The 24,691-nt window shown below is 45.9% G+C and carries 17 protein-coding genes; 2 read left to right on the top strand and 15 right to left on the bottom strand.

Annotated features, from left to right (window positions below):
• Window positions 1-342 precede the first annotated feature (342 nt).
• Window positions 343-789, bottom strand: coding sequence for an N-acetyltransferase (locus ACFP56_RS19620; protein ID WP_379237799.1), 447 nt, complete (start codon window positions 787-789; stop codon window positions 343-345).
• A gap of 226 nt (window positions 790-1,015) precedes the next feature.
• Here ACFP56_RS19620 and ACFP56_RS19625 point away from each other — a divergent pair, with 226 nt between their 5' ends.
• Window positions 1,016-1,573 carry a Crp/Fnr family transcriptional regulator gene (locus ACFP56_RS19625; RefSeq protein WP_379237801.1) on the top strand — a complete coding sequence of 186 codons (558 nt, stop codon included), beginning with the start codon at window positions 1,016-1,018 and terminating at the stop codon, window positions 1,571-1,573.
• On the opposite strand, the gene hmpA is transcribed toward ACFP56_RS19625, so the two are convergent.
• From hmpA to ACFP56_RS19650, 5 genes are all read right to left on the bottom strand, one after another.
• A complete protein-coding gene (gene hmpA, locus ACFP56_RS19630) occupies window positions 1,537-2,754 on the bottom strand; it encodes an NO-inducible flavohemoprotein (RefSeq protein WP_379237803.1) in 1,218 nt (405 codons plus the stop codon). The genes ACFP56_RS19625 and hmpA overlap by 37 nt on opposite strands.
• Before the next feature lie 288 nt (window positions 2,755-3,042).
• On the bottom strand, window positions 3,043-5,067 hold the full coding sequence (gene ligA, locus ACFP56_RS19635; RefSeq protein WP_379237805.1) for an NAD-dependent DNA ligase LigA: 2,025 nt from the start codon (window positions 5,065-5,067) through the stop codon (window positions 3,043-3,045).
• Window positions 5,068-5,148: 81 nt separating this feature from the next.
• The gene (gene pcrA / locus ACFP56_RS19640) at window positions 5,149-7,521 is read right to left on the bottom strand and encodes a DNA helicase PcrA (RefSeq protein ID WP_379237807.1); all 2,373 of its coding nucleotides are present in this window, start codon (window positions 7,519-7,521) and stop codon (window positions 5,149-5,151) included.
• A gap of 23 nt (window positions 7,522-7,544) precedes the next feature.
• Complete coding sequence (locus ACFP56_RS19645; RefSeq protein ID WP_379237809.1) at window positions 7,545-8,258, bottom strand: heptaprenylglyceryl phosphate synthase; 714 nt, start codon at window positions 8,256-8,258, stop codon at window positions 7,545-7,547.
• A 75-nt stretch (window positions 8,259-8,333) separates the two neighbouring features.
• A complete protein-coding gene (locus tag ACFP56_RS19650) occupies window positions 8,334-10,850 on the bottom strand; it encodes a U32 family peptidase (protein WP_379237811.1) in 2,517 nt (838 codons plus the stop codon).
• 258 nt (window positions 10,851-11,108) lie between these two features.
• Between ACFP56_RS19650 and ACFP56_RS19655 the strand changes: the two genes are divergently transcribed.
• Complete coding sequence (locus ACFP56_RS19655) at window positions 11,109-12,077, top strand: sugar phosphate isomerase/epimerase family protein (RefSeq protein WP_379237813.1); 969 nt, start codon at window positions 11,109-11,111, stop codon at window positions 12,075-12,077.
• A gap of 55 nt (window positions 12,078-12,132) precedes the next feature.
• Here ACFP56_RS19655 and ACFP56_RS19660 read toward each other — a convergent pair whose 3' ends face one another.
• The 9 genes from ACFP56_RS19660 to ftsE form a co-directional block, all read right to left on the bottom strand.
• The gene (locus tag ACFP56_RS19660; RefSeq protein WP_379237815.1) at window positions 12,133-12,345 is read right to left on the bottom strand and encodes a hypothetical protein; all 213 of its coding nucleotides are present in this window, start codon (window positions 12,343-12,345) and stop codon (window positions 12,133-12,135) included.
• Window positions 12,346-12,540: 195 nt separating this feature from the next.
• Window positions 12,541-15,402: an excinuclease ABC subunit UvrA gene (gene uvrA, locus ACFP56_RS19665; protein ID WP_379237817.1), complete on the bottom strand. Its 2,862-nt coding sequence runs from the start codon at window positions 15,400-15,402 to the stop codon at window positions 12,541-12,543.
• A 15-nt stretch (window positions 15,403-15,417) separates the two neighbouring features.
• Entirely contained in the window at window positions 15,418-17,391 is a 1,974-nt protein-coding gene (uvrB, locus tag ACFP56_RS19670; RefSeq protein ID WP_379237819.1) for an excinuclease ABC subunit UvrB, read from the bottom strand.
• 133 nt (window positions 17,392-17,524) lie between these two features.
• Entirely contained in the window at window positions 17,525-18,697 is a 1,173-nt protein-coding gene (locus ACFP56_RS19675; protein ID WP_379238083.1) for a response regulator, read from the bottom strand.
• A 108-nt stretch (window positions 18,698-18,805) separates the two neighbouring features.
• The gene (locus ACFP56_RS19680; RefSeq protein ID WP_379237821.1) at window positions 18,806-20,131 is read right to left on the bottom strand and encodes a PDZ domain-containing protein; all 1,326 of its coding nucleotides are present in this window, start codon (window positions 20,129-20,131) and stop codon (window positions 18,806-18,808) included.
• A gap of 90 nt (window positions 20,132-20,221) precedes the next feature.
• Window positions 20,222-21,679 (bottom strand): S41 family peptidase, encoded by a 1,458-nt coding sequence (locus ACFP56_RS19685; RefSeq protein ID WP_379237823.1) that lies wholly within the window; start codon window positions 21,677-21,679, stop codon window positions 20,222-20,224.
• Window positions 21,680-21,804: 125 nt separating this feature from the next.
• Window positions 21,805-23,025, bottom strand: a complete 1,221-nt coding sequence (locus tag ACFP56_RS19690; RefSeq protein WP_379237825.1) for a murein hydrolase activator EnvC family protein — start codon at window positions 23,023-23,025, stop codon at window positions 21,805-21,807.
• Window positions 23,026-23,037: 12 nt separating this feature from the next.
• Window positions 23,038-23,955, bottom strand: a complete 918-nt coding sequence (gene ftsX / locus ACFP56_RS19695) for a permease-like cell division protein FtsX (RefSeq protein WP_379237827.1) — start codon at window positions 23,953-23,955, stop codon at window positions 23,038-23,040.
• On the bottom strand, window positions 23,945-24,631 hold the full coding sequence (gene ftsE / locus ACFP56_RS19700; protein WP_379237829.1) for a cell division ATP-binding protein FtsE: 687 nt from the start codon (window positions 24,629-24,631) through the stop codon (window positions 23,945-23,947). The genes ftsX and ftsE overlap by 11 nt, the downstream gene beginning before the upstream one ends.
• Between the last annotated feature and the right edge of the window lie 60 nt (window positions 24,632-24,691).

Consider the following 24,691-nt stretch of genomic DNA (forward strand, 5'->3'; position numbering starts at 1 on the left):
ATGTATTAGGCACGCCGCCAGCGTTCGTCCTGAGCCAGGATCAAACTCTCCATTAAAGTGTTTGATTGCTCATTTATAACTACTCGATTAACGAGTTAATTGACGTGTTCCATTTGTTCAGTTTTCAAAGAACTTTCGGTTACCGATGCGGTAACAAGATATTATGATATCAGCTTCTGACTATTTCGTCAACAACTTTTTTAATTTCTTTTTTGTTGATTCATGTCGTTCGAAGTGACAAGAAATAATATAACACGTGGACAAGCATATTACAACTTGTAATTTTTTCTATATACCAAGTCATATTTTCATTTATAAACATGGACAAGTTTATTTTTAATGTTAGTCGATACTGTTGCTCGAGGAATGCCACATCATGACAAGCTCTCTTTCATTTGTTTCCTCATCTAAGATGTTATCAATAACTTGAAAGCCGTTTGCCTGATAGAAACTGATTGCCCCTGAATTCTTTTCATATACTTTTAGCTGCAAAGAGTTCCGCAAGCTTTGAGCATGTTGAAGCAGTCTTTTTCCAAAGCCTTGTCCCTGCACATGACCAACCACAAATATAGCAGCCAAATAATCTTCCACCAAGGATATAAAGCCTACTACCTCATTCTCCACGCTAATGACATATGTTTCAGATTGAGGCAAATATACATCTGCCATATCATTCGCCCGCTGTTCCCAATACTCAAAAGGAATAAAGGAATGCGCTTCTTTCGATCCACTCAGCCATATCGTTACGAGCTGTTGAATATGGTTTTGATTCATTTTCAATATCGTCATGCCCAAAAGCCTCCACTCATTTATAATAAGAATAAAATAACTAGTTACTTTAAAACTATTGCAGTGACCCAATGTGTAAACAATATTACTTATTCTACCATAACTAAAAGCACTAAGCGAGATATACGAGATAATTGTATAAATAAAATAGCGTTATTCTATGATTAGATGTTAAGTCGCAATTATCGTGAATATATATTGTGAGTGAAGTTAGGAGCGATATGTCATGATCCTTCATAAGGGCGAAACGTTATTCCGCCAAGGAGAAACTGGCCCGCTTTATTATGTTAAGAGCGGACTGCTTAAAATATCCCGATTGAACGAGGATGGAACGCAAGCATTAGTGAATATCATTACACCTGACGAAATTATCCCGCATCATTCTTTAATTGTACAAAACCCTTACCACGGAACGGCCATCGCGCTAACAACATGCGAAATAGAGCTAGTACCAACAGAAAGCTGGTATCGATCCATTGCGCAGGATACCGAGCTCTGCCGCGATATAGCCTTGCGACTGCAGGATAAGCTCCGCATGATGCAGCAACGAATCGACCAGCTTACAGAAGTTACACCAATGAACCGCTTGATCAAGCTCCAGGCTTGGTTCAAGCAATATGTTGGTACAGCCTCAATTAACGATATTTTGACGCAAGAGGAAATTGGTCAGTTTATCGGCCTGCGACGGGAAACAGTCAATCGACTGCTTCGTAATCAATCAACAGCAGCAAAAGTCACAGCTAATACTCAATCCAAGCTTCCTTTGGGACCAAAAAATTCATAATGAATATCCGCTTGCGGCACACCAATGCCATGCAATGATTGATGAACTTGCCTCATAAATGGGATTGGGCCACAGAAATAATAGGCAGCATCCTTGTTAGGAACTATTCCCTTCAGCCAATCAGCTGTGATATACCCTTCCTTGTCAAAGCTTTGCTGCAATCGATCTTCTTCAGTTGGTTGGCTATAGCACCATTGAACAGTTACATTCGAATTAGTCTTGGCAAGCTCTTCGACCGCTTGCTTCATGGCGTGAGCGCGACTGTTACGAGCTGCATGAATGAAGGAGACTTTTCGCTCTGGCGCTTGTTCAACGATGGTGTTCAGCATGCTTATCATCGGAGTCAAGCCTACACCACCACTAATAAGAACGACGGGTCGAGCATCCTCCAGATTTAGGGTAAAGCCCCCTGCAGGCGCTGTTATATCCAGAACATCCCCTTCACTTACTTGATGGTGCAAATATTGTGATACTATTCCACCTGGCTTAACCTCGCTGTCGTCCTCACGCTTGACGCTTATCCGGTAATAAGGCAATCCAGGCTTATCAGATAAACTGTACTGCCGCATATGCGTGTAGGATTGTCCAGGAATGTTAGCTTTAACGGTCACATACTGACCCGGCAAAAATCCAGATATAGCTTTTCCGTCCTCGGGAACAAGGTAGAAAGAGGTAATGGCATCACTTTCTTGAACTTTTCGTGTAACAACAAAGGATCGAAATCCTCGCCAGCCACCTTCTGCGTTTTCAGCAGCTTCGTACATCTCTGCTTCTACATCAATAAATACTTGCGCGATAACTCCATAAGCCTCAGCCCATGCTTGAATAATATCATCTGTTGCTGCGTCACCCAGCACATCCTTTATTGCCGCCAACAAATTTTTCCCTACAATCGGGTATTGATCCGCTGTTATGCCCAAACTCCGATGCTTGTGAGCAATCTGCTTCACAACAGGTATAATCTTCTCAAGTTGATCGATGTTGGCTGCCGCTGCATAAACGACATTAGCAAGCGCAGTCGGTTGCTTTCCTTGCTTTTGATTGATATGGTTAAACACATTTAACAGCTCAGGATGATTGGAAAACAGCATTTGATAAAACCGCTTCGTTATCGCTACACCATGCACCTCTAGTACAGGCACTGTAGATTTAATAATGCCAATAGTATGTTCACTTAACATACGTTCACTCTCCCTTACAGCTGGAATCAACATCTGTACCCAGTATAACGAGTGACACTAACAGCTCTTGTGATCGAAATCACAGCAAAATCAAACGCTTTGTGAAAATTATGACAGACTGTATCTTTATGCTTGCAATAAAAATAGGCAGGTTTATAGGTTAGCGACCCGTAAACCTGCCTAACACATATTCTATTCTATAACGATCTGCAACCAGCCAAGCACTTATCTAAATACGTTGAGCGCAACCACGTAAGCAAGCGTTATATCGCTCCTCCACCGCCAGTACTATTCTTGACTATCAAGCAATTGCAAAACTGCAGCTTCGTCTTCAATAATCTCAATGCCAAGCTGCTGGGCTTTGGTTAGCTTACTGCCTGCTTTCTCTCCTGCGATAACGAGATCTGTCTTCTTCGAAACGCTGCCCGTTACTTTAGCTCCGCATGCTTCCAATTTTTTCGTTAGCTCATCGCGCCCTAATGTCGGCAATGTTCCCGTAATAACAATTGTTTTGCCGAATAACGGGTGATCCTCAGAAGCTGCTGTTGGCAGCTCTTCTATCTGCGGGGCAACTCCCGCTTCCAGCATCTCCGAAATGCTTTGCTTGATCGAGTCATCCTGGAAGAAGCTTACGATGCTTTCTGCTACAATTAGACCGATATCCTGCAGCTCGATCAGTTCATCAACAGTCGCATTCATCACCGCATCAAGACTACGATAATGATCCGCTAATGTTTTAGCAGTCGCTTTCCCTGTATTCGGAATGCCTAGCGCGAACAAAAATGAGGCAAGCTCTCGTGTTTTCGACTTTTCAATCGCGTCTAGCAGCTTCTGTGCTTTCTTCTCTCCAAACCGCTCAAGCTTAATTAGATCGTCAAAGGTCAACCGGTACAAATCAGCCGGGTCCTTAACGCCACACTCATGATACAGTTGCTCGGCAGTCATCACGCTGAACGATTCAATATCCATCGCATCACGCGCCGCAAAGTGGGTGATGCGTCCAATCATTTGCGGTTCACAGCCTAGCTTGTTGTTGCAAAATAAATGCGCGCCACGCTGTTCCAGCTCTGAGCCGCAGGCTGGACAAAGCGTAGGGAATACAATTTCTTCACCCTGCTCCTCGTCAACCTTACCCAGAATTTCCGGAATTACGTCATTAGAGCGGCGAATGGCTACAAGCGTACCAAGCGCAAATTTCAAGTTTTTACGCTCGATATCCCCCATATTGTTCAGCGTACAGTTTTGCACCGTTACGCCCGCCAGCTCCACGGCTTCCACCTTCGCAACAGGCGTAATCTTGCCGGTGCGTCCAACCTCCCATGAAACCGATAGCAGCGTAGTCTCTGCTTCTTCTGCTTCAAATTTGAACGCAACCGCCCAGCGCGGAAACTTGTCCGTATAGCCAAGCGCCTCGCGCGTGCGCATATCCTGCACCTTAATAACCGCTCCATCGATCAGGAAATCAAGCTCGTTTCTACGCTCCGCCAAGGCTGAAAGCTCGCTCTCAAGCTCCTTCAGATTGTCTGCATAGATGACATACGGATTAACCTTGAACTGGTTATCCTTAAGAAACTGCTGCATTTGGCGATGATCTGCAAAAGATACGCCTTGTGCATACCCAACATTATAGATAAATGCATCCAGCTTGCGGCTTGCTGTAACTGACGGATTTAAGTTGCGCAACGCTCCAGCTGCTGCATTTCTCGCATTTTTCAATGGTTCCTCAGCTGTTTCGTTATAACGAGCCAGAGTAGATAAGGTCATAATTCCTTCGCCCTGTACTTCAATGATACCCTCGGTGAACGGAATGCTCAGCGGAATCGATTTAATCGTCTTAACCTGAGCCAATATTCCTTCGCCGATTGTCCCGTTCCCGCGTGTAGCTGCCTGCACAAGCTGTCCGCGCTCATAGGTCAGATTTAGCGTGAGGCCGTCGAATTTCAATTCCATAACATAGGTCGGATCGGGAAGCGCCAAGGATGGATTTTTCGTATTATAGTCCTGTATGGCGCGCTTCAATTTCGCTTCCCAAGCATACAGCTGCTCAAGGTTTTGTGCTTTGTCCAGACTCCATAATCTAGCTAGATGCTTATGCTGTGCAAAGCCTGTCAGCATCTCTCCGCCTACTCGTTGGGTAGGAGAATGCGGCAGCACGTTGCCCAGCGATGCTTCCAGCGCTACCAGCTCATCATACAGTCTGTCGTACTCCGCATCTGAAATAGTCGGGGCATCCAGCGTATAATAGCTGTAATTATGCTCATTTAGCTCCTTGATCAGCTGCTCCATCCGCTGCTGATCCTGATTGGTCGACATCGACATCCCTCCATGCTTCCTTCTTTACTAAATAGGATTGCCTTATTGCTATGAAAACAAGCCATTGCTCGCTTACAGCTTTTATACTTTTTTAATTGGCGCGAAGCTAGCAAGCAGCTTTTTAATACCGGTCGGCGCAGGAAATGCGATTTGCAGTTCCATGTCCTGATCCTTGCCGCGCACAGCGATGACTGTCCCTTCGCCCCATTTGCCGTGCATCACCTTGTCACCAGCCACATAACTGCTTGTACCATCATTCTGTACATGCTGCTTCTTCGCAGCATCGAGTCCTGATGTGACCGTAACACTAGGGCGTGCTGCGCTTGAGCCTGGTCTTCCTGCCGATGAGGCTGGTCCTCTGCTGCTATACCCGCCTTGTTGACCCGTGGCGCCTCTAGCTCCATAGCCAAATCCGCTCTGTCCTGCTCCAAATCCGCTTGGACGACCGGAGGCTCCGAAGCCACGAGAAAAGCCGCCATCAGCGCCAGCTAGCGGTTGATTAGTTTCAATCAACTCGCTCGGAATTTCCTTCAGGAAGCGCGAAGGCATGTTCACTGAAGTACGACCAAACAACGTTCTCATCTTCGCTGAAGTGAGATACAGCTGCTCCTCCGCACGTGTAATGCCAACGTAAGCCAGGCGACGCTCCTCTTCCAGTTCCTCCTCATCGGTAAATGCGCGAGAATGCGGGAAGATCGACTCCTCCATCCCTACGATGAACACAATCGGGAATTCCAGTCCCTTCGCGCTATGCATCGTCATCAGAATAACTGCATCCTGAGCGCCTTTTTCTTCTTCACTATCATTCATAGAGTCAATGTCTGCAATTAAGGCCAAATCCGTCAGAAAGGCAACGAGCGTTCGATCCTCGTTACGCTGCTCGAAGTCTTGCGTTACAGATAGAAACTCCTCAATATTTTCAATTCGAGATTGTGATTCAAGTGTCTGCTCGCGTTGAAGCTCAAGCTTATACTCCGAAAGCTCCAGAACCTTCTCAGTCAGCTCCGTTACCGTCATCTCATCAACCCGCGCATTCAGGCTTTGAATCATATTGCCGAAGTTGATAAGCTGTTCCTTCGTTTTTCCCTTTACATCCACCGAATCAAGCTCTGATATCAATACTCGATAAATCGACATACCTTTAGCTGTCGCTTCTGCCGCCAGCTTCGCCACCGTCGTATCGCCAATGCCCCGCTTCGGCACATTGATGATGCGCTGCAAGCTAATATCATCGTCAGGATTGGAGATTAGTCGCAAATAAGCCAGCAAATCCTTAATCTCTTTGCGGTCATAGAACTTGATGCCGCCGACGATCTGATAAGGAATCTCCGATTTAATAAGCGTTTCCTCGATCACACGCGACTGCGCATTCGTACGATACAGTATGGCATGGTCACGGTATTTGCGTGAGCCCGCTACATTTTTCTGTATAATTCCTGTTACGAAATAGCCTTCATCCCGTTCGCTATCTCCATAGTAGACGTAGATTTTGTTGCCGTCCCCTTGATCGGTCCACAGCTTTTTCGATTTTCGGCCTGTATTGTTGGCGATAACCGCATTTGCCGCGTTCAAAATCGTAGAGGTAGAACGATAGTTCTGCTCAAGCAGAATCGTCTTTGCTTCGGGGTAATCATCCTCGAAATTTAGAATGTTGCTAATATCGGCACCACGCCAACGATAGATTGACTGATCGCTATCCCCTACTACGCAAATGTTATGGTGCGCATCAGCTAGCATACGCACGAGCATATATTGCGCACGGTTCGTATCCTGATACTCGTCCACATGGATATAACGAAACTTGTTTTGATAAAACTGAAGCGCTTCGGGCACTTCCTTAAACAAGCGAATCGTCATCATAATCAAATCATCAAAATCAAGCGAGTTGTTTTGCTTTAGACGCTTTTGATACAGCTTATATATTTTAGCTACGATCCCCTGAAAGTAATCACCGATTTTTTCTTCATAGCGTTCAGGACTAACCAGCTCATTTTTAGCCGAGCTAATTGCAGCTTGAACCGCCTTCGGCTCAAATTTTTTCACATCGATATTTTCATCCTTCATGCAGCTGCGAATAACGGACAACTGATCAGCTGAATCTAAAATAGAAAAATTAGAGCTAAAGCCAATCCGATCAATATCCTTGCGCAAAATGCGAACGCACATCGAGTGAAATGTCGATACCCATATATCTTGCCCAGAAGACCCTACGAGCGAGCTGACACGCTCCTGCATCTCTCTTGCTGCTTTATTCGTAAAGGTAATCGCCAATATGCTCCATGGCGCTACCCGCTTCTTTTCAATGAGATAGGCGATACGATGAGTCAGCACACGCGTTTTACCACTGCCTGCGCCGGCCATAATTAGCAGCGGCCCTTCCGTCGCCTGTACCGCTTCGCGCTGTGGTGCATTAAGCTTTTGCACCGCATCATCAATATTAAAGAAACTAAACATCTACCTCACTCCCTCTTGTAGCCTTATGCTTTTTGCGATTGCTTTACTTGCTTGACCGCCTCAACCGTTGCTAGTGCCGCTGTTAGATCGTTATAGACAATATTGCCGACAACAACGGTTTTGGCATGTTTAGCCGCGTTCGCAGCCTTTTCCGCATGATCTATCCCGCCACCGTAAAATAAATGCGCCTGCTGCAGCTCGCTGGCAACGCGGGCAAGCAAGCTCATATCTCCGTACATTCCGCTATATTCGATATAGACGACCGGCAGACGCAGCAAGCGATCTGCCATCCACACATACGGTAACACCTCTTGTGCAGAAAGCTTCGCATTCGCGCCAGATACTTTAGCCGCCGTACTATCCTCATTTAATACGATATAACCCGAAGCCGAAGTCATCTCCCACGGCACAAAATGACCGTATTCCTGCAGGCCCTCCAGCTGCTTGAGCATGAGCCAGTCGGCCTCCTTTGTGTTCAACACGAACGGCACAAAGTAGCCATCGAAGCCAGGGACGGCTCCATCCATCGTCGATACCTCTAATGCGCAATCGACACTGTAACGGCGAACGCGAGCCAGCAGATCAACCGTATTTTCAAAGGTTACGCCGCTTGAGCCGCCGATTATAATTGCATCCGTTCCAGACATGCACAGCTGATCGAGCGCTTCATCACTAATTTCCTTATCAGGGTCCAGCTTGAACACATGCTGCCAATTGGAAAACCACTCTGTATCCACGTTTTTCCTCCTTCCCTTGTCACAGAAAAGGCCAAGCCATGCGTTCGACTTGACCTTCTCTCATGCTGCAAGCTTTTATTTTACGAGCTGTCCGCGTGTGACGCCAAGCTGATTCGTTGCTTTCAAGCTGCGCCATACTTGCGTTCCACTGATGTTGCCGTCCAGTGCCTTGCGATAAAGTGACAAGACCTCCTGCACCTTCTCCGCACTTTCTTCCAAAAACTCTACTCGATATTGCCCGACTCCGAGCTCGATAAAGTTTTTCAAGTATTCCGCACCAGACTGCTCGATCGCATTATATACCGTATTACGGCAGCCTTCATCTACACGAACAGGGTGACTCATGCCAATACGATCCTGCAAGGACGCACGATGTGATTCACATGGTCTACCGCAGTTTGTATAGTCCGTACCTTCACTTAAAAACGTACAGTACACGCAATGCTCGGTATGGAACATCGGCAAATGCTGATGAATGACAACCTCGATATTGCTCGTATTCGAACGCTCCAGCAAATCAACCATCTGCTGAATGTTGAGATCATAGGATGGCGTTACCGTATCAAGACCACTTTCCAAAAACAGATTAACGGCCTTATGGTTCGCAATGTTAAGCGAGAAGTCGCCAATCAAACGCGGAAACGGCGCATCGGGATTCATCATTTTCGCGCGCATATAGTAATACAGCGCTCCTGTATTGCGAACAAGCACCGCATCAGGCTTCAGCTTCAAAATATTAGCATGGTAGCCATTCTCGTTCGGCATATGAATGCGCGGTGTTGCAAGAGCAATCGGCGTGCCAGCAGCACGAGCGAGCTCAAGTGCCGCAGGGAACTGTTTAATAAATTCAAAATCAGCATAAATGTAGTCTGCATTCGCCTTAATTGCACCTTCCACCTGCTCCAATGTGCGGCAAAGCACAGACAGCTTCGCTTCCTTACCACTGGTTAGCGGCTTAAGCTGCTTCGTATTGTCGAAGGCATCATCCATCGCATCGACTGGTCGCTTTACATATTTCGGCGGCTTAGGACGTTCGCCAGCAAGCTGTTCAACCGCCACTCGGCGCATACGGTTAAGCTCACGCATTGGCAGAATCAAATCGCCCTGCAGCACAACCTCCAAATGATCAAGCTGGTAGATCGTCCCGCCAAGTCGTCCAAGCTGCTCGGATAGAAGCTCTGCATCCATCGGTCGTTTCAGCGCCTCCTCCAGCAACAGCTCAGATTCCACAGTTACGCTAGTCTGCTTCTCTACATCAGTCCAAACGGTATGAAGCGGCTTTCCAGCCTCCCCCGTAACCTGAACATGCAGTGGGAATACACGATATGGCTTGTCCGTTTCAAAGCTTGCGCGCAGCGCGCGATCAAGCGCAGGATCATTCGTTTTCCAGATTCGATCTCCCACATGCACCTTGCGCAAATCGATATCGTTGCGGCCAGGAACCAGCTCGATCACAATGCCCTCTGCTGCTTCCCCTTCAAGCTTAACGCCTTGACGTCTAATATCATAGACGCGACCGCCTTCTTCCTTCTTCGTTGGGTCGCCTGCGTCAAACACGATACCATCGCCGCGCTTAAGCGGAGCTTCAAGACGAATCGTTACCGCGTCACGCATAATGCGCTCCACTTTACCCAAATAAACGCCGCGGCTTTTCGGGAATGTACCATCCACGAGCTGCTTGTTATTCGTGCCTTCTAGAAATCCAGTCGTAAAGCCACGAGAAAAGCTTTGCTGCAGCTCACGAATTTCTTCTTTAGAAGGTTTTGAACGATTGCCATCGAAATATTTATCGATGGCATTACGATATTTGCTTACTACGTTGGCAACATATTCTGGCGTCTTCAAGCGTCCCTCGATTTTGAAGGAGGTTACGCCAGCTTCAATCAGCTCAGGAACCAGCTCAATTGCCGCCAAATCCTTAGGAGAAAGGAGGTATGCGACGTCGCCCATCGGTTTTTTCTCGCCGTCTACCATCAGGTCATACGGCAAACGACAAGCCTGCGCACATTCACCACGATTCGCAGAGCGTCCACCCCACATTTCAGAGGTTAGACATTGTCCGGAGTAGGAAACGCAAAGCGCGCCATGAACGAATACCTCCATTGGAAGCTTGGCTTGCTCACCAATCGTTTTGATCTGCTTTAGATTGTTTTCGCGCCCTAGCACGACACGCTCCATATCGAAAGGCTTCGTAAACTCAACCGCCTCTGGAGAAGTGATCGTCATCTGGGTAGAGCCATGAATCGGGAAATCAGGCGAAAGCTCACGAATCAGCTTTACAAGCCCAAGATCCTGTACAATGACAGCATCGACTCCAGCATCTATGCACATTTCTATTAAGGCTTGAGCATCTCTCAGCTCATCCTCGAATACTAAAATATTAAAAGTCAAAAAGCCCTTCACACCATACGTATGAAGGAAAGCCATAATTTCTGGCAGCTCTTCGCTTCTAAAGTTGTTCGCTCTTGCACGGGCATTGAATTTCTCAACGCCAAAAAAGATTGCGTCAGCACCATTGGCAACGGCAGCACGCATGCAATCCCAATCGCCAGCTGGAGCCAACAGTTCAATATCTGATCTTGTTAAAGTCATATTAGAATTCCTCTCACTAAATTCACAGCTATTATGTTAGCTTGTTCGTTCATCTATTTTCTAGTTAATAGTGTAACAAAGCTGCGCAATATATTCTACATGACATTCCTGCCAGCACAGCTTTATCACAGTTTTGTTGAATAATTATGCTATTTTGCTATATGTATTGAAGTTCTTCGGTGTTACGGGCATTATAGTAGTAAGGCTATAAACTGTTCTATCACCATTATTAACCATACGTTTAGGAGGTTATTACTTATGAAGTTAGGTGTATTCGCTGTATTGTTTGCACAAAAGCCGTTTGAAGAAGCATTGGATTACATTGCAGAAAAAGGATTGGAAGCTGTTGAGATCGGTACAGGTGGTTATCCTGGCAATGCACACTGCGATCCAGACGTCCTGCTGGCTGATGCTGGCAAACTGAAAGCGTTTAAGCAGGCTGTAGAATCACGCGGCCTTATCATTAGCGCATTAAGCTGCCATGCCAACCCTCTTCATCCGCAAAAAGCGCTAGCTCAAGCAGATGATGACGTAATTCGCAAAACAATCGAGCTGGCTAACCGCTTGGAGGTTCCAGTTGTCAATACATTCTCTGGATGTCCTGGTGATCACGAGGATGCGAAATATCCGAACTGGCCTGTTGCTCCTTGGCCGAATGACTATCAAGACATTCTAAAATGGCAATGGGAGCAAAAAGTTATTCCATATTGGTCTGATATTAACAATGTTGCAACAGAAGCTGGCATTAAAATCGGTCTTGAGCTGCATGGCGGATTCTCTGTACACAGTCCGGGAACGATGCTTCGCCTCCGTGAAGCTACAGGAAAAGCGATTGGCGCAAACCTTGATCCAAGTCATATGTGGTGGCAAGGTATTGATCCTGTTCAGGCCATTCGTATTTTGGGTCGTGAAGGCGCAATCCATCACTTCCATGCGAAAGACACTACGATCGATCCTGTTAACGTGAATATGCATGGTTTAACTGATATGCAAAGCTATACGCAAATGCTTGATCGCGCATGGCAGTTCCGCAGCGTTGGCTTCGGACATGATCTTAAAACATGGGCAGACATCATTAGTGAACTGCGTCTCGTAGGCTATGATTATGTCGTTAGCATCGAGCATGAGGATGGCTTGATGTCCGTCGACGAAGGCTTTACAAAAGCAGTACAAAATCTGCAGCAAGTATTGATCCGCGAGCCACTTGGCGAGATGTGGTGGGTTTAATCCATTTCAATAAAAAAGTTCCACCGATTAATCGGTGGAACTTTTTTTATGTACGCTACGCTAACCAGACTTTAAAGATCATTACATAATCGATAAATAGAAATACAAGTAGTGATACCCCGGCGAAACCAATTGCAAACAAGTTCTTTTTTGGCTTAGCTGTCACCAAACGAAAGAAGCCAATTGCAATGATAACCGTGAATGCAAGCATGAACCAATCAAATGGATCAATTTTGCTTGCTTCTTCTGCCACTTCTGCTAGAAACATAAGAAGACCTCCCTTTAATCACACGTGTCCTATTATTTATATATCCTATCGAGAATACTGCCAACATGCAAGCATTAATAGCTTCGTCACACAATATTCACATTTTTATGCAATACATAACGGATTGGACGATGACAAGCTTGCTTTAAGATAGCTTTACCCATCATCACCCAATCTATTACAATTTTTATCTAATTATGCTTTTACAGTTTGCAGTTTTTGCGAACGAGCTGTATCACGCTCCAATATCGGCGCCAAATATTTACCAGTATAGGAGCCCTTCACCTTAACTACCTGTTCAGGGGTTCCGGTAGCTACTAAGGTTCCACCGCCTTTTCCGCCTTCAGGTCCAAGGTCAATCAAGTAGTCTGCAGTTTTAATAACATCAAGATTGTGCTCGATGACGAGTACAGACTCCCCCGAATCGACGAGTCGATGCAACACATCAAGCAAACGTGCGATATCATGCGCGTGCAAACCCGTAGTTGGCTCATCCAAAATATAAAGTGTTTTGCCCGTGCTGCGACGATATAGCTCTGATGCCAGCTTTACGCGCTGCGCTTCCCCACCAGAAAGCGTAGTAGCAGGCTGTCCCAGCTTCATATAACCTAAGCCCACATCAAGCAGTGTTTGCAGCTTGCGGTGGATTCTAGGGATGTTTTCAAAGAACTGACAGCCGTCCTCAATCGTCATTTCCAGTACCTCGGCAATGCTTTTGCCTTTGTACTTCACTTCCAGCGTTTCACGATTGTAACGCTTGCCTTTGCAAATTTCACATGGTACATACACATCGGGCAGGAAGTGCATTTCGATCTTGATAATACCGTCTCCGCGACAAGCCTCGCATCTGCCGCCTTTAATGTTGAAGCTGAAACGGCCCTTCTTATAGCCGCGAACCTTCGCTTCATTCGTTGAAGCATACAGATCACGAATATCGTCAAACACGCCAGTATAGGTAGCTGGATTGGAGCGAGGTGTGCGTCCAATTGGCGATTGGTCAATATCGATTACTTTATCAATATGCTCCAACCCGCGAATTTCCTTATACGCACCAGGACGTGTCTTTGCTCGGCTCAGATCACGCGCTAATGTTTTGTACAGGATTTCATTGACGAAGGTAGATTTCCCTGATCCTGATACGCCTGTTACCGCAACAAATACGCCTAGCGGAATTTTTACATTCAGATTGCGTAGATTATTCTCCTTCGCACCGAGCACCTCAATCCAACGATCACCGATTGCTCGACGCTGCAGCGGAACCTCGATAAACTTTTTCCCGCTCAAGTATTGGCCTGTCAACGAGTCCTCATTTTCCATTAGCTCCTGAGGAGTGCCTTGTGCGATGATCTGTCCACCATGTATGCCAGCGCCAGGGCCGATGTCGATAATGTAATCAGCAGCCAGCATCGTATCCTCGTCATGCTCTACGACAATCAATGTATTGCCAAGATCACGCATATGCAGCAACGCTTCAATTAATCGATCATTGTCACGTTGATGCAGACCGATACTCGGCTCATCAAGAATATAAAGTACACCCATTAGGCTTGAGCCGATCTGAGTCGCCAGTCGAATACGCTGGGCTTCGCCGCCGGATAAGGTTCCTGCTGCACGGCTTAGTGTCAAATACTCAAGTCCGACATTAACAAGGAAGCCAAGGCGACCTGATATTTCCTTCATGATCAGTCCTGCGATCTTCATTTCCTTGTCGCTGAGCTCCAAGCTCAAGAAGTACTGCTGGGCTTCGCCAATCGACAGATCGGTAACGTAAGCGATATTTCGATTGTCAATCGTAACCGCTAGCGTTTCCTTACGCAGGCGCTGACCTTTACAGCTGTTACAAGGTCTGGCACTCATGTACCCTTCGATATGCTCTCTCATCATTTCAGATGGCGTTTCGCGATAGCGCCGCTCCAAATTGTTGACAATACCTTCAAAGGCGACATACGCTTCCTTGCGCGCGCCGAAGTCATTCTCGTATACAAAGCGCACCTTCTGCCCGTCTGTTCCGTACAGCAGCTTCTTCATCTGCTCAGTCGTCAGCTCACTGACAGGAACATCCTGCGGGATATCATAATGATCAGCTACAGACTTAAGAAACTGAGGATAATAGTTGGACGTACTGCCTGCCCAAGCTAGAAAAGCTCCATCATTAATAGACTTGCTGTAATCAGGAATAAGCAGGTCTGGATCGACAACCATCTTCGCCCCCAGTCCATCGCATTCCGGGCAAGCGCCATACGGACTGTTGAAGGAGAACATGCGCGGCGCAAGCTCTTCGATACTAAAGCCGCATTCTGGACAGGAAAGATTGGAGCTGAACAGCAGCTCCTCTTGACCGATGACATCAATCAACACACGTCCTTCTCCAAGCTCTAACGCTGTTTCAATCGAATCTGCAAGCCGCGACTCTATACCGGCCTTCACCACGATACGGTCAATGACCACCTCGATCGAGTGCTTTTTGTTTTTATCTAGCGTAATCTCTTCACTTAGCTCTCGAATCTCACCATCGACTCGTACACGAACATAGCCTTGCTTCTGCATATCAGCAAGCAGCTTGACATGCTCACCTTTTCTTCCGGACACAATTGGCGCCAGAATTTGCATACGTGTTCGTTCCTCATACTCCATAATGCGATCAACCATCTGCTCGACGGTTTGCGAGGTGATCTCTATACCATGTGTCGGACAGTGCGGCTTACCAATTCGGGCGAAGAGCAGGCGCAAGTAATCATAGATCTCTGTGACGGTACCAACTGTAGAACGAGGATTGCGGCTCGTTGTCTTCTGGTCAATCGAAATGGCAGGCGATAGTCCCTCAATCGAATCGACATCCGGCTTGTCCATTTGCCCTAGAAATTGGCGGGCATACGCGCTTAGCGATTCTACGTATCGGCGCTGTCCTTCCGCATAGATTGTGTCAAATGCAAGAGAGGATTTTCCCGAGCCACTTAGCCCTGTTAATACAACGAATTTGTCACGAGGGATCGTAACATCAATATTTTTCAAATTATGTGCTCGCGCACCTTTTACGACAATTTTGTCATTAGCCACTTTCTCTCCCCCTACCTATTGTTCCGCCTTTAGCTCCAGCAGCGCATCACGCAGCTCTGCTGCACGCTCGAATTGCAAGTTTTTCGCTGCGTCCTTCATTTCTTTCTCTAGCTTTTCGATTAAAACAGCACGCTCTTTCTTGCTCAGCTTTTTATCTGGCTCAACTACATAGTCTGCTTTATCCTCCGCTACCTTCGTCGCTTCGATCACATCATGCACCAGCTTGCGAATGGTTTGCGGCGTTATGCCATGCTTCTCATTAAACGCAATTTGCAGCTCGCGACGGCGCGCCGTTTCCTTAATCGCCTTATCCATCGAGTCTGTTATTTTGTCTCCATACATAATAACGGTTCCTTCGCTATTGCGGGCTGCCCGGCCAATTGTCTGAATCAACGAGCGCTCGGAACGCAGAAAGCCCTCTTTATCCGCATCCAGTATAGCCACCAGACTAACCTCTGGAAGGTCGAGACCTTCACGCAGCAGGTTAATCCCGATCAACACATCAAAAACACCTAAACGAAGATCGCGTATGATTGCTAGGCGCTCAAGCGTTTTAATTTCGGAATGCAAATAGCGTACCTTCAGTCCTACATCCTTCAAATAATCAGTCAGGTCCTCTGCCATTTTCTTCGTTAGAGTCGTTACAAGCACCCGTTCATCCTTGGCGATTCGAAGCTGAATCTCATGCAGCAGATCATCAATCTGTCCTTTGGATGGTCGAACCTCGATAATCGGGTCTAGCAAGCCAGTCGGACGAATAATTTGTTCCACCATCTCAGAGCAATGCTCCAGCTCATAAGGGCCAGGCGTTGCCGATACATAGATGAGCTGTTTCGTCTTATCCTCGAATTCCTCGAAGCGAAGCGGACGATTATCCATCGCGCTTGGCAGTCGGAAACCGTGATTTACAAGCACTTCCTTGCGGGCTCTGTCACCGTTGTACATCGCACGAATTTGCGGCAACGATACATGGGATTCGTCGATAACGACAAGCATGTCTTCTGGAAAATAATCAAGCAGCGTATAAGGAGTAGCCCCTCGTTCACGGAAGGTAAGCGGTCCTGAATAGTTCTCGATGCCAGAGCAAAAGCCCATCTCCGCCATCATCTCCAGGTCATAGCGTGTACGCTGCTCCAGTCGCTGTGCTTCCAGCAGCTTTCCTTCACTGCGAAAATAAGCTAATCGCTCCTCAAGCTCCTGTTCAATATCGACGATTGCCCGCTTCATCGTTTCTTCTTGCGTAACAAAGTGAGAGGCTGGAAAAATCGCGATATGCTCACGTTCGCCTAGCACTTCTCCTGTCAGCACATCCATTTCTACAATACGCTCGATTTCGTCGCCGAACAACTCAACCCGAACAGCATGCTCATTACTCGCTACCGGGAATATCTCGATAACATCGCCGCGCACGCGGAATGTGCCGCGTGTAAAGCTGATATCATTGCGCTGATATTGGATATCCACCAGATCATGCAAAATCTCATTACGAGACTTCTCCATGCCGACACGCAAGGACACGACCATGCTTCCGTATTCCTGAGGCGAACCGAGGCCATATATACAAGATACGCTCGCTACAATAATGACATCCCTACGCTCAAACAAGGCGCTGGTTGCCGAGTGGCGAAGCTTATCTATTTCATCATTAATGCTGGAATCTTTCTCAATAAAAGTATCTGTAGACGGTATATATGCTTCTGGCTGATAGTAGTCGTAATAGCTCACGAAATACTCAACCGCATTATTGGGGAAGAAGGATTTGAATTCGCTGCACAGCTGAGCTGCAAGCGTTTTATTATGGGCTATCACGAGCGTCGGACGCTGTACCTCCTGAATAACATTGGCAATCGTATATGTCTTGCCTGTACCCGTTGCTCCAAGCAGCGTCTGATGACGCATGCCTTTCTCCAGACCCTGTACGAGCTGCCCTATGGCCCTTGGCTGATCTCCTCTAGGTTCATAGTCTGAAACAATTTGAAAAAGAGACATAATTTCCTCCCGTCCATCTAACCTAAGATATCTTCATTATCGTCAAAAATGTATGATTTCAACATTTCACATAACAGAATGTATGTTCTCATTCTTCTCCATTATAGCCCTAAACACAACAAAGCCGCAAGAGCTATACTTGAGGCAAGCCCTTGCGGTTTTTCAACCAAGTCTGAAACCAACTTATCATATTGTCAGGCAGTGGAAGATCCAGCTCCTCCCGAATATGCTTCTCCTGTTTATAGTAAAAATGCTTCAGCTTATCATACTGTCCAAGATGATCGTAGGCCTCCATAATAAGCACACTGCAATCAAACTCATATGGGTTCATGCCAACTAACCGATCGCCTAGTCTAGTCAAGCTTTCCCACTCCTTCGCAGCATACTGATGCTGCATAAGTCGCTTGGCATGATCCATCCACAGCCGACGCAGGCGCTCGCGCTCGTTTTCTGCCCACATATACTCATAATTGCCCATATAGTCGCCATCAAACTGGTGCAAGAGCTGCTCCAGCTGTTCATAGTTGTTGGCATCGTCTGTTGCTAATGAAATGAGACTAGCCTCCCATTCTTCTATATCTACGACGGTATCTTCCAAAAGCAGTCTGTAGCCTTCCTGAATACTATCCGTCTCGATTATGAGCTTGAAGTTGGCTTCCTTCATACATTTCCTAATTTGATAAATGACGGTATACAGCTGAGTCATAGCTCGTTTTTTATCAAGCTCTGGTACAAACATATTCAATATCACATGTTTAGGAACGATCGCACCTCGGTGGTGCAATAAAAACGCAAAAAGCTCCTGCGCTTTAGCTGTTCGCCACTTTGGTACAAAAATAGTGCCATCGCTTGATTGAAAGCGAATATGGTTCAAACAATATATCTTCTGCTTGAATGCAATTGGTTTCTCATTTTCTGTTTGAGCTTCTGATGCCGCGTAGCTTGCCAATACACGATCCATTGTTTTTTGCAATCGTGCTGCAGCTACAGGTTTAAGTAAATAGTCCAGCGCATTTAATTCGAATGCTTTTACTGCAAATTCGTCAAAAGCTGTCACGAATATAATGTCTACGTCAGGGACGATTTGCTGAATATGCTCTGCCGCTTTCAAGCCTGTCATTTCAGGCATATGAATGTCCAGAAAAACTAGATCTGGCGGATTTAGCTGAGCATGGGCAAGCGCCTCACTGACACGTTGAAAGCTATGAATCTCGGTAATTCGCTCAAGCAGCCCTCGCTCTGAAAAAGCATTGGTAAGCATGCGCTCAAGCTGCAAAAGAGCCAACTTTTCATCATCAACCAGCATGATTTTCAACGTCTTCACCTCATCTACTCACTCATCGATTTCAAATAATCAAACTAAAGCGATAGCCCATTATGACTTACACGCTGCATAATAGGCTATCGCTAGTTGCTATAACGTATTGGACGTACCTGTTGTCTCTATTGTTGCTGATGTACGAGTTAATTTCCGGCGCAGCTTGCCTTGACCGAATAATGCGAGCAAGGACGGCTCTCGATAGTTTTCAAAATGTTTGGCTAGCCCGTCTGGCGCCATAATAATGCCAAGCTGATGATGCTCATCTGCAAAACGTGCACGCTGAGCAAATTTCAGCTCACCCTCTACATTCAACAGCTCCAGCTTACAGAAGGCAGGGTTGGTTGACATCGCTGCATACAGCTCATCCAAGGTGTTAACAGGTACCCCGTTCGCTTTCATAACGGTATCTCCCGCCTCAATTCCCATATGAACAGCAGGAGAATGATCGATGATCGCAAGCACGCGCAAGCCTTTGTCCAGTGGAGCATAGCGTGGCGCTCGCTTGCTTTCATTCCAGCGATTGATCGCGTGCACCAGCTCGAAGGAAACAAGCATGCCAATGGCAGCAACCCAAATTAATGGCTCGACCCACCATGAACCCAAAGAAATCATTAAAAATAATATTGAATAAATAAGCCATTGATTCGATACTCGCTTAATGAATGAAGCTGGACCTAATGATTGCGTCATTCCAGTAACGCCAAGCATAAGCGGACAAGCTAGCAGAAGCCATGCTTCAGGTCCAGCCGTAAGAAAGAATGGCTGTACTGCATTGGTCGCAAATGATACGGCTCCTGCCTCATCGGCAGCCACTGGCATAAACAATAATAACGGCGCAGCCCAATAGCTTTGCAGCACGTAGCCGCCAATAATTTTGCCACGCTTACCCGACATATATATCGGGCTAATAAAATGCTTGCCCTGCCATCTTACTAGCAGCGACTGTGCAATCGATAAGAGCGAAGCGACAACTAATATGTTGACTGGCTGTAGTGCTAGCAGCGATTCATATAGCCGCTGCAAATCCTGCTCCAGCTCAAGCGGCCCAATGGCGTGTGCGGCTAAATTCAGAACAGATACTATACTCGCACTGTATATAATACTAACAAAACGAAGACGGATAAGCATTAAAATAATGGATACGCCCCATAACCACCATACCGTTGCTGCTGTAAATGTGAAGCCAAGCAGCACCGCAATAATAGATACGGCTAGTGCAGCAAGCAAGCCGCCTGCAGCTGCGTACGCATATCGCTTTAGCCACGGCTGGAGTCTAACTGAAAACATCGCTCTTTCCATACGTGTACGATAAGTATACATAATGACAAGCAATAGAAGTGACGCATAGAATAGAGGCTGTATTAGCAGCGATAAAATCGCCTTTCCTATCAAAATGAGCCATAGCTCAATGTTCCCCAATTCGTACACCCCTTCATCCTAAATTGGCCAATTCATAAAAAAAAGGCAGGCTTCTTAATAAAAGAAACCAACCTTTAAATAATTCGACGCTTATTGTTTTTTTCCTGCCGCAATTTCCAGTGCCTTTTGCATCTGCGGATCATTGGCATCATCACGGATAAAGGCAATCACTTTTTCCTCAAGCTTGCTTGCCGTAGTTGTATCCACAATCCCGGTGCTTTTCAGTCCATGATCACGTTGGAACTTGCGTACAGCTTCTGCCGTATTTGCACTAAAGTAACCGTCTGTACGATCTACTTCATATCCCAGAGCTTCAAGCATAATTTGCACGCTGCGAATTTTTTCGCTTAATTGATCCTCTTTCAGCTCTTCAGTTAAATTCAAGCGAGCTACACTGTAAATCGCTGGCGGTTCTACGATGACATTAGGCGTTACGCCCTTTTCATTGATCCAATTGCCATTAGGCGTCAACCATTTTGCAATTGTCATCTTAATTAAACCACCGTCATCAAAAAGCTGGTTGAAACTAACCTGCACCGTTCCTTTACCATAGGTTTGCTCACCAACAACTGTTGCGCCTGCAGCTTCCTGCAATGCACCGGCTAAAATTTCCGAGGCGCTGGCACTACCGCCATTCGTTACGACGACGATCGGATAATCCTTCTTCTCTCCGCCTTCGGCAAAAGTCTTATCCCGCTTGCCTGAACGATCCTCGACTTGAACAACAACCTTGCCTTGTTCCATCATAAGCTGTGCAATCGCAACAACGTCTTGAAGCACGCCGCCAGGATTGTTACGGACATCAATGACAAGCCCCATGATTCCTTTGTCCTCCAGAGCAGCCAACTCCTCAGTAAAACGCTCTGCTGTATTCAAGGAGAATTGTGTAATTTCAATGACGCCAACTCCGTTTTCGTCAATTCGGCTATAAACAGTTTCAATGTCGATATCGTCACGAATCAATACGACTGCTATCGGCTCGGAGTTTCCTGCACGCATCACTTCAAGTTTGGCCTTCGTCCCTTTTTCACCGCGAATTAGATTAACAGCCTCTTGCAAGGTCAAGCCAGTAAGGCTTTCACCATTTACAGATAGGATTATATCCTTAGCCAGCAATCCACCCCGTTCCGCAGGCGAACCTTTTATAGGGGATACGACAACGATCTGACCATTTTCCAGAGCGACCTCTGCGCCAATTCCGGAAAATGAGCCTTCAATGGATTGCGAGAATTTACTTGCAACCTCAGCTTCCATGTATACGGAATATGGATCATTCAGCGCATTCATCATGCCGGAAATAGCACCGTCGATCAACTCGTCGCGATCTACTTCAGTAACATATTGCGTCTGCAGCAAATCAAGCACAGTATTCAGCTGCTTCAGTTCGTCATCTGTCAATTGTGTGCCACGATCAGCCGCTGCAGCAACTGACGTTGATGCTGCAACCGGGACCTCTTCCAGCTTGTCCGTTACAAAAATCGTGACAATAACGGAAGCTAGTACAGAAAGCATGACGATAGCGGCCACTGCGCGTCCTCTTACTTGCATCAACTACACCACCTATTCATGTATACTCTTAGCTAGACCAACTTAGTATATGACAATTGTAGCGCAAATATTTATATAATAACAACAATAGGCAGCCTATAAGAATAGACAGCCTATTGCATTCATTATTTTAAGTAGCTAGAAGGATTGACCGGAACTTCGTTTTTGCGAACTTCAAAATGCAAATGTGGACCAGTAGAATTACCTGTGCTGCCTACCTCTGCAATTTTCTTTCCTCTTTTCACTTCATCGCCTTCATTAACTAAAATACCGCCATTTTTAATATGTGCATACAGCGTCCATAGTCCACCACCATGATCAATAATGACCGTATTACCATATCCGCTTGTATATTTCGCAACAATTACAACGCCTGACTCAGCTGCATATATCGAAGTACCCGAAGGAGCCCCGAAATCTATACCGTTGTGCGCTTTTTTAACTCCTGATATCGGATGAATTCTCACGCCAAAGTTTGACGTTACACGATAGCCGCTATCGATCGGCATGCCAAGCTTCCCGCCGGAATACGAACTAGACAAACGCGTTCTCTCTGCGTATAGCTTAGATATTTCAGATGCAAGCTTCACGAGGTTGCGTTCTTCTTCCTCTGTGATCTCACTTAGCTCTTCATGCAAAGCATGAAGCTCTTCATACTTGGCATTCAGCTTCTTAATTAACTCTTCTTTTTCAGCCTCTTTCTGAAGCAGCACTTTCTCCTCTTGCTCTAGCTGCGCATACATCTCTTGCAATGAAGCAAGCTGCGTTTCAACTTCAGCCTTTTTTTCCTCTACAAGCTTTTGTGCTGCCTTGAAATTGTCCAGCATCTCGCGATCAGATTGTAGAATCATCTGCAAAGAGTCAAATCGATCAAGGAAATCGGTAAAGCTTGTTGCACTAAGCAATACTTCCAAGTAAGATACAACACCATTGCTGTACATCAAACGGGTACGCTTTTGCAGAAGCTCATCCTGCTTTTCAACCTGTGCCATTGCTTCTTCAAGCTCCTGCTCGGTTTGTTCCAGCTCAGTCTCTGCTTCCTTAACCTTTACTTCTGTCTTCTCTTTTTCTTTGGCAAGAGCGCTAATCTCCGCGTTCAGCTTGTCACGTTCAGCTTCAAGCTGAGCTTTTTCGGTTGTAACTTCCTGCTGCTCATGCTCAACCCGAATCTTTTCCTCATTGGCTTCCTTGGCACGTTTTTCCGATTCAGCCTTTTCTTTATTCTTTTGCTCAATTTGCTGTGTAATCTGCGATGCAGTGGTTGCATAACTGCTCGGTGAGAGTACGATTAACGTTCCGAGCAACGCTACTGTAAGCGTATATGCGGTAATCTTCTTCACATTCATGAATGTTTTCACCTACACCTTCAAATATTTACGTACAGACATCACACTACCCCAGATTCCGATGAAGGATCCGAGCAAAATCATCATAAGTGCCGTAATCGGAATCACTTCCTTGGCTGGAAGCAGTTGCACCAGCATGAGTGATAGATCATATTGGAATGCTCGCACAATTTGATCATAGCCAATGAGCACAATAACCGTTGTAAGCACGGATGTTACGACTCCAATTAGCGCACCTTCAATAAAAAATGGCCATCTAATAAATGCATTCGTTGCGCCTACCATTTTCATGATGCTTATTTCACGCTGGCGGGCAACGATTGTCATACGAATTGTATTGGAAATAAGCAATACAGCAGTAATAGACAACGCCGCAACAATTACATATCCAGCGTTTCTGATTGCCTCGGTAATTTTGAACAGTGTTTCTACCGTGCCTTGTCCATACTTCACATCTGATATAGGCGAAACCTCGTAGCTAGAAGCAATTGTGTTAATTTGGTCTGCAACACTTTTCACAAGCTTAGGCTCAAACACCTCAACTGTAAATGTTATCGGCAGCGGATTATTCTCATTGTCATAGCCTTCAAGCCAGTCACTGTTGTCTTCACCCATTCGTTCACGTAGCAGCGCAAGGCCTTCTTCTTTTGAAACATAGGTAAGCTTGCTCACTTCAGCGATATTGCCGATCTGCTTTTGAAGATCTGCCGCGACTTCTTCTGCAACATCTGTTTCAAGATATACACGTATCTGCACCTGGCTCTCAATTTGCGAAGCCATTGCATTCATATTTAGCGCCATTAAAATAAAGACACCGAGAATTAACAACGAAATAAATATAGAAGTTATGGAAGCGAAGGACATCCAGCCATTACGCAAAATGCTCTTGAATCCTTCTCTCATATGCCGTGTTAATGTACTAAATTTCATACCCGTACTCCCCTCTTTGCTCATCGCGCACAATATTGCCATTTTCAATAGCAATGACACGCTTACGCATCGAGTTCACAATCTCTTTATTGTGAGTTGCCATAACAATAGTCGTACCACGGAAATTAATTTCTTCGAGCAAATTCATAATATCTAGTGATGTTTCTGGATCAAGGTTGCCTGTAGGCTCGTCTGCGACAATAACCGCGGGATTATTCACTATTGCCCGGGCAATAGACACCCTTTGCTGTTCTCCCCCCGACAATTGAGACGGAAAGCTCTTGTGCTTGTGCTTTAATCCGACAAGATCCAACACTTCCATCGTGCGTTTTTTAATCACTTTGCGAGGGGCCTCGATCGCTTCCATCGCAAACGCTACATTTTCATAGATCGTTAGCTTCGGCAGCAGTCTAAAGTCCTGAAAAATAACGCCTATATTACGGCGTACATAAGGAATTTTACGTTGTTTCAGTTTTCCAATATTAAATCCATTAACGAAGATTTCACCCTTCGTGGGCACCTCTTCCCGATAAATCAACTTCATAAAGGTTGATTTACCAGCACCTGAAGGTCCTACCAAATACACAAATTCATTGCGATCTATTTTGACCGACACCCCGTTAAGTGCACTCGTACCGTCGGCGTACGTCTTCCAAATATCGTGCATTTCTATCACGTTATCACATCCTGTAGAAAGTTCAATACTATAAATTCGACAGGTTATGGCTAATTCCTT

This window comes from Paenibacillus septentrionalis (assembly GCF_042659865.1).
Classification (GTDB): domain Bacteria; phylum Bacillota; class Bacilli; order Paenibacillales; family Paenibacillaceae; genus Pristimantibacillus; species Pristimantibacillus septentrionalis.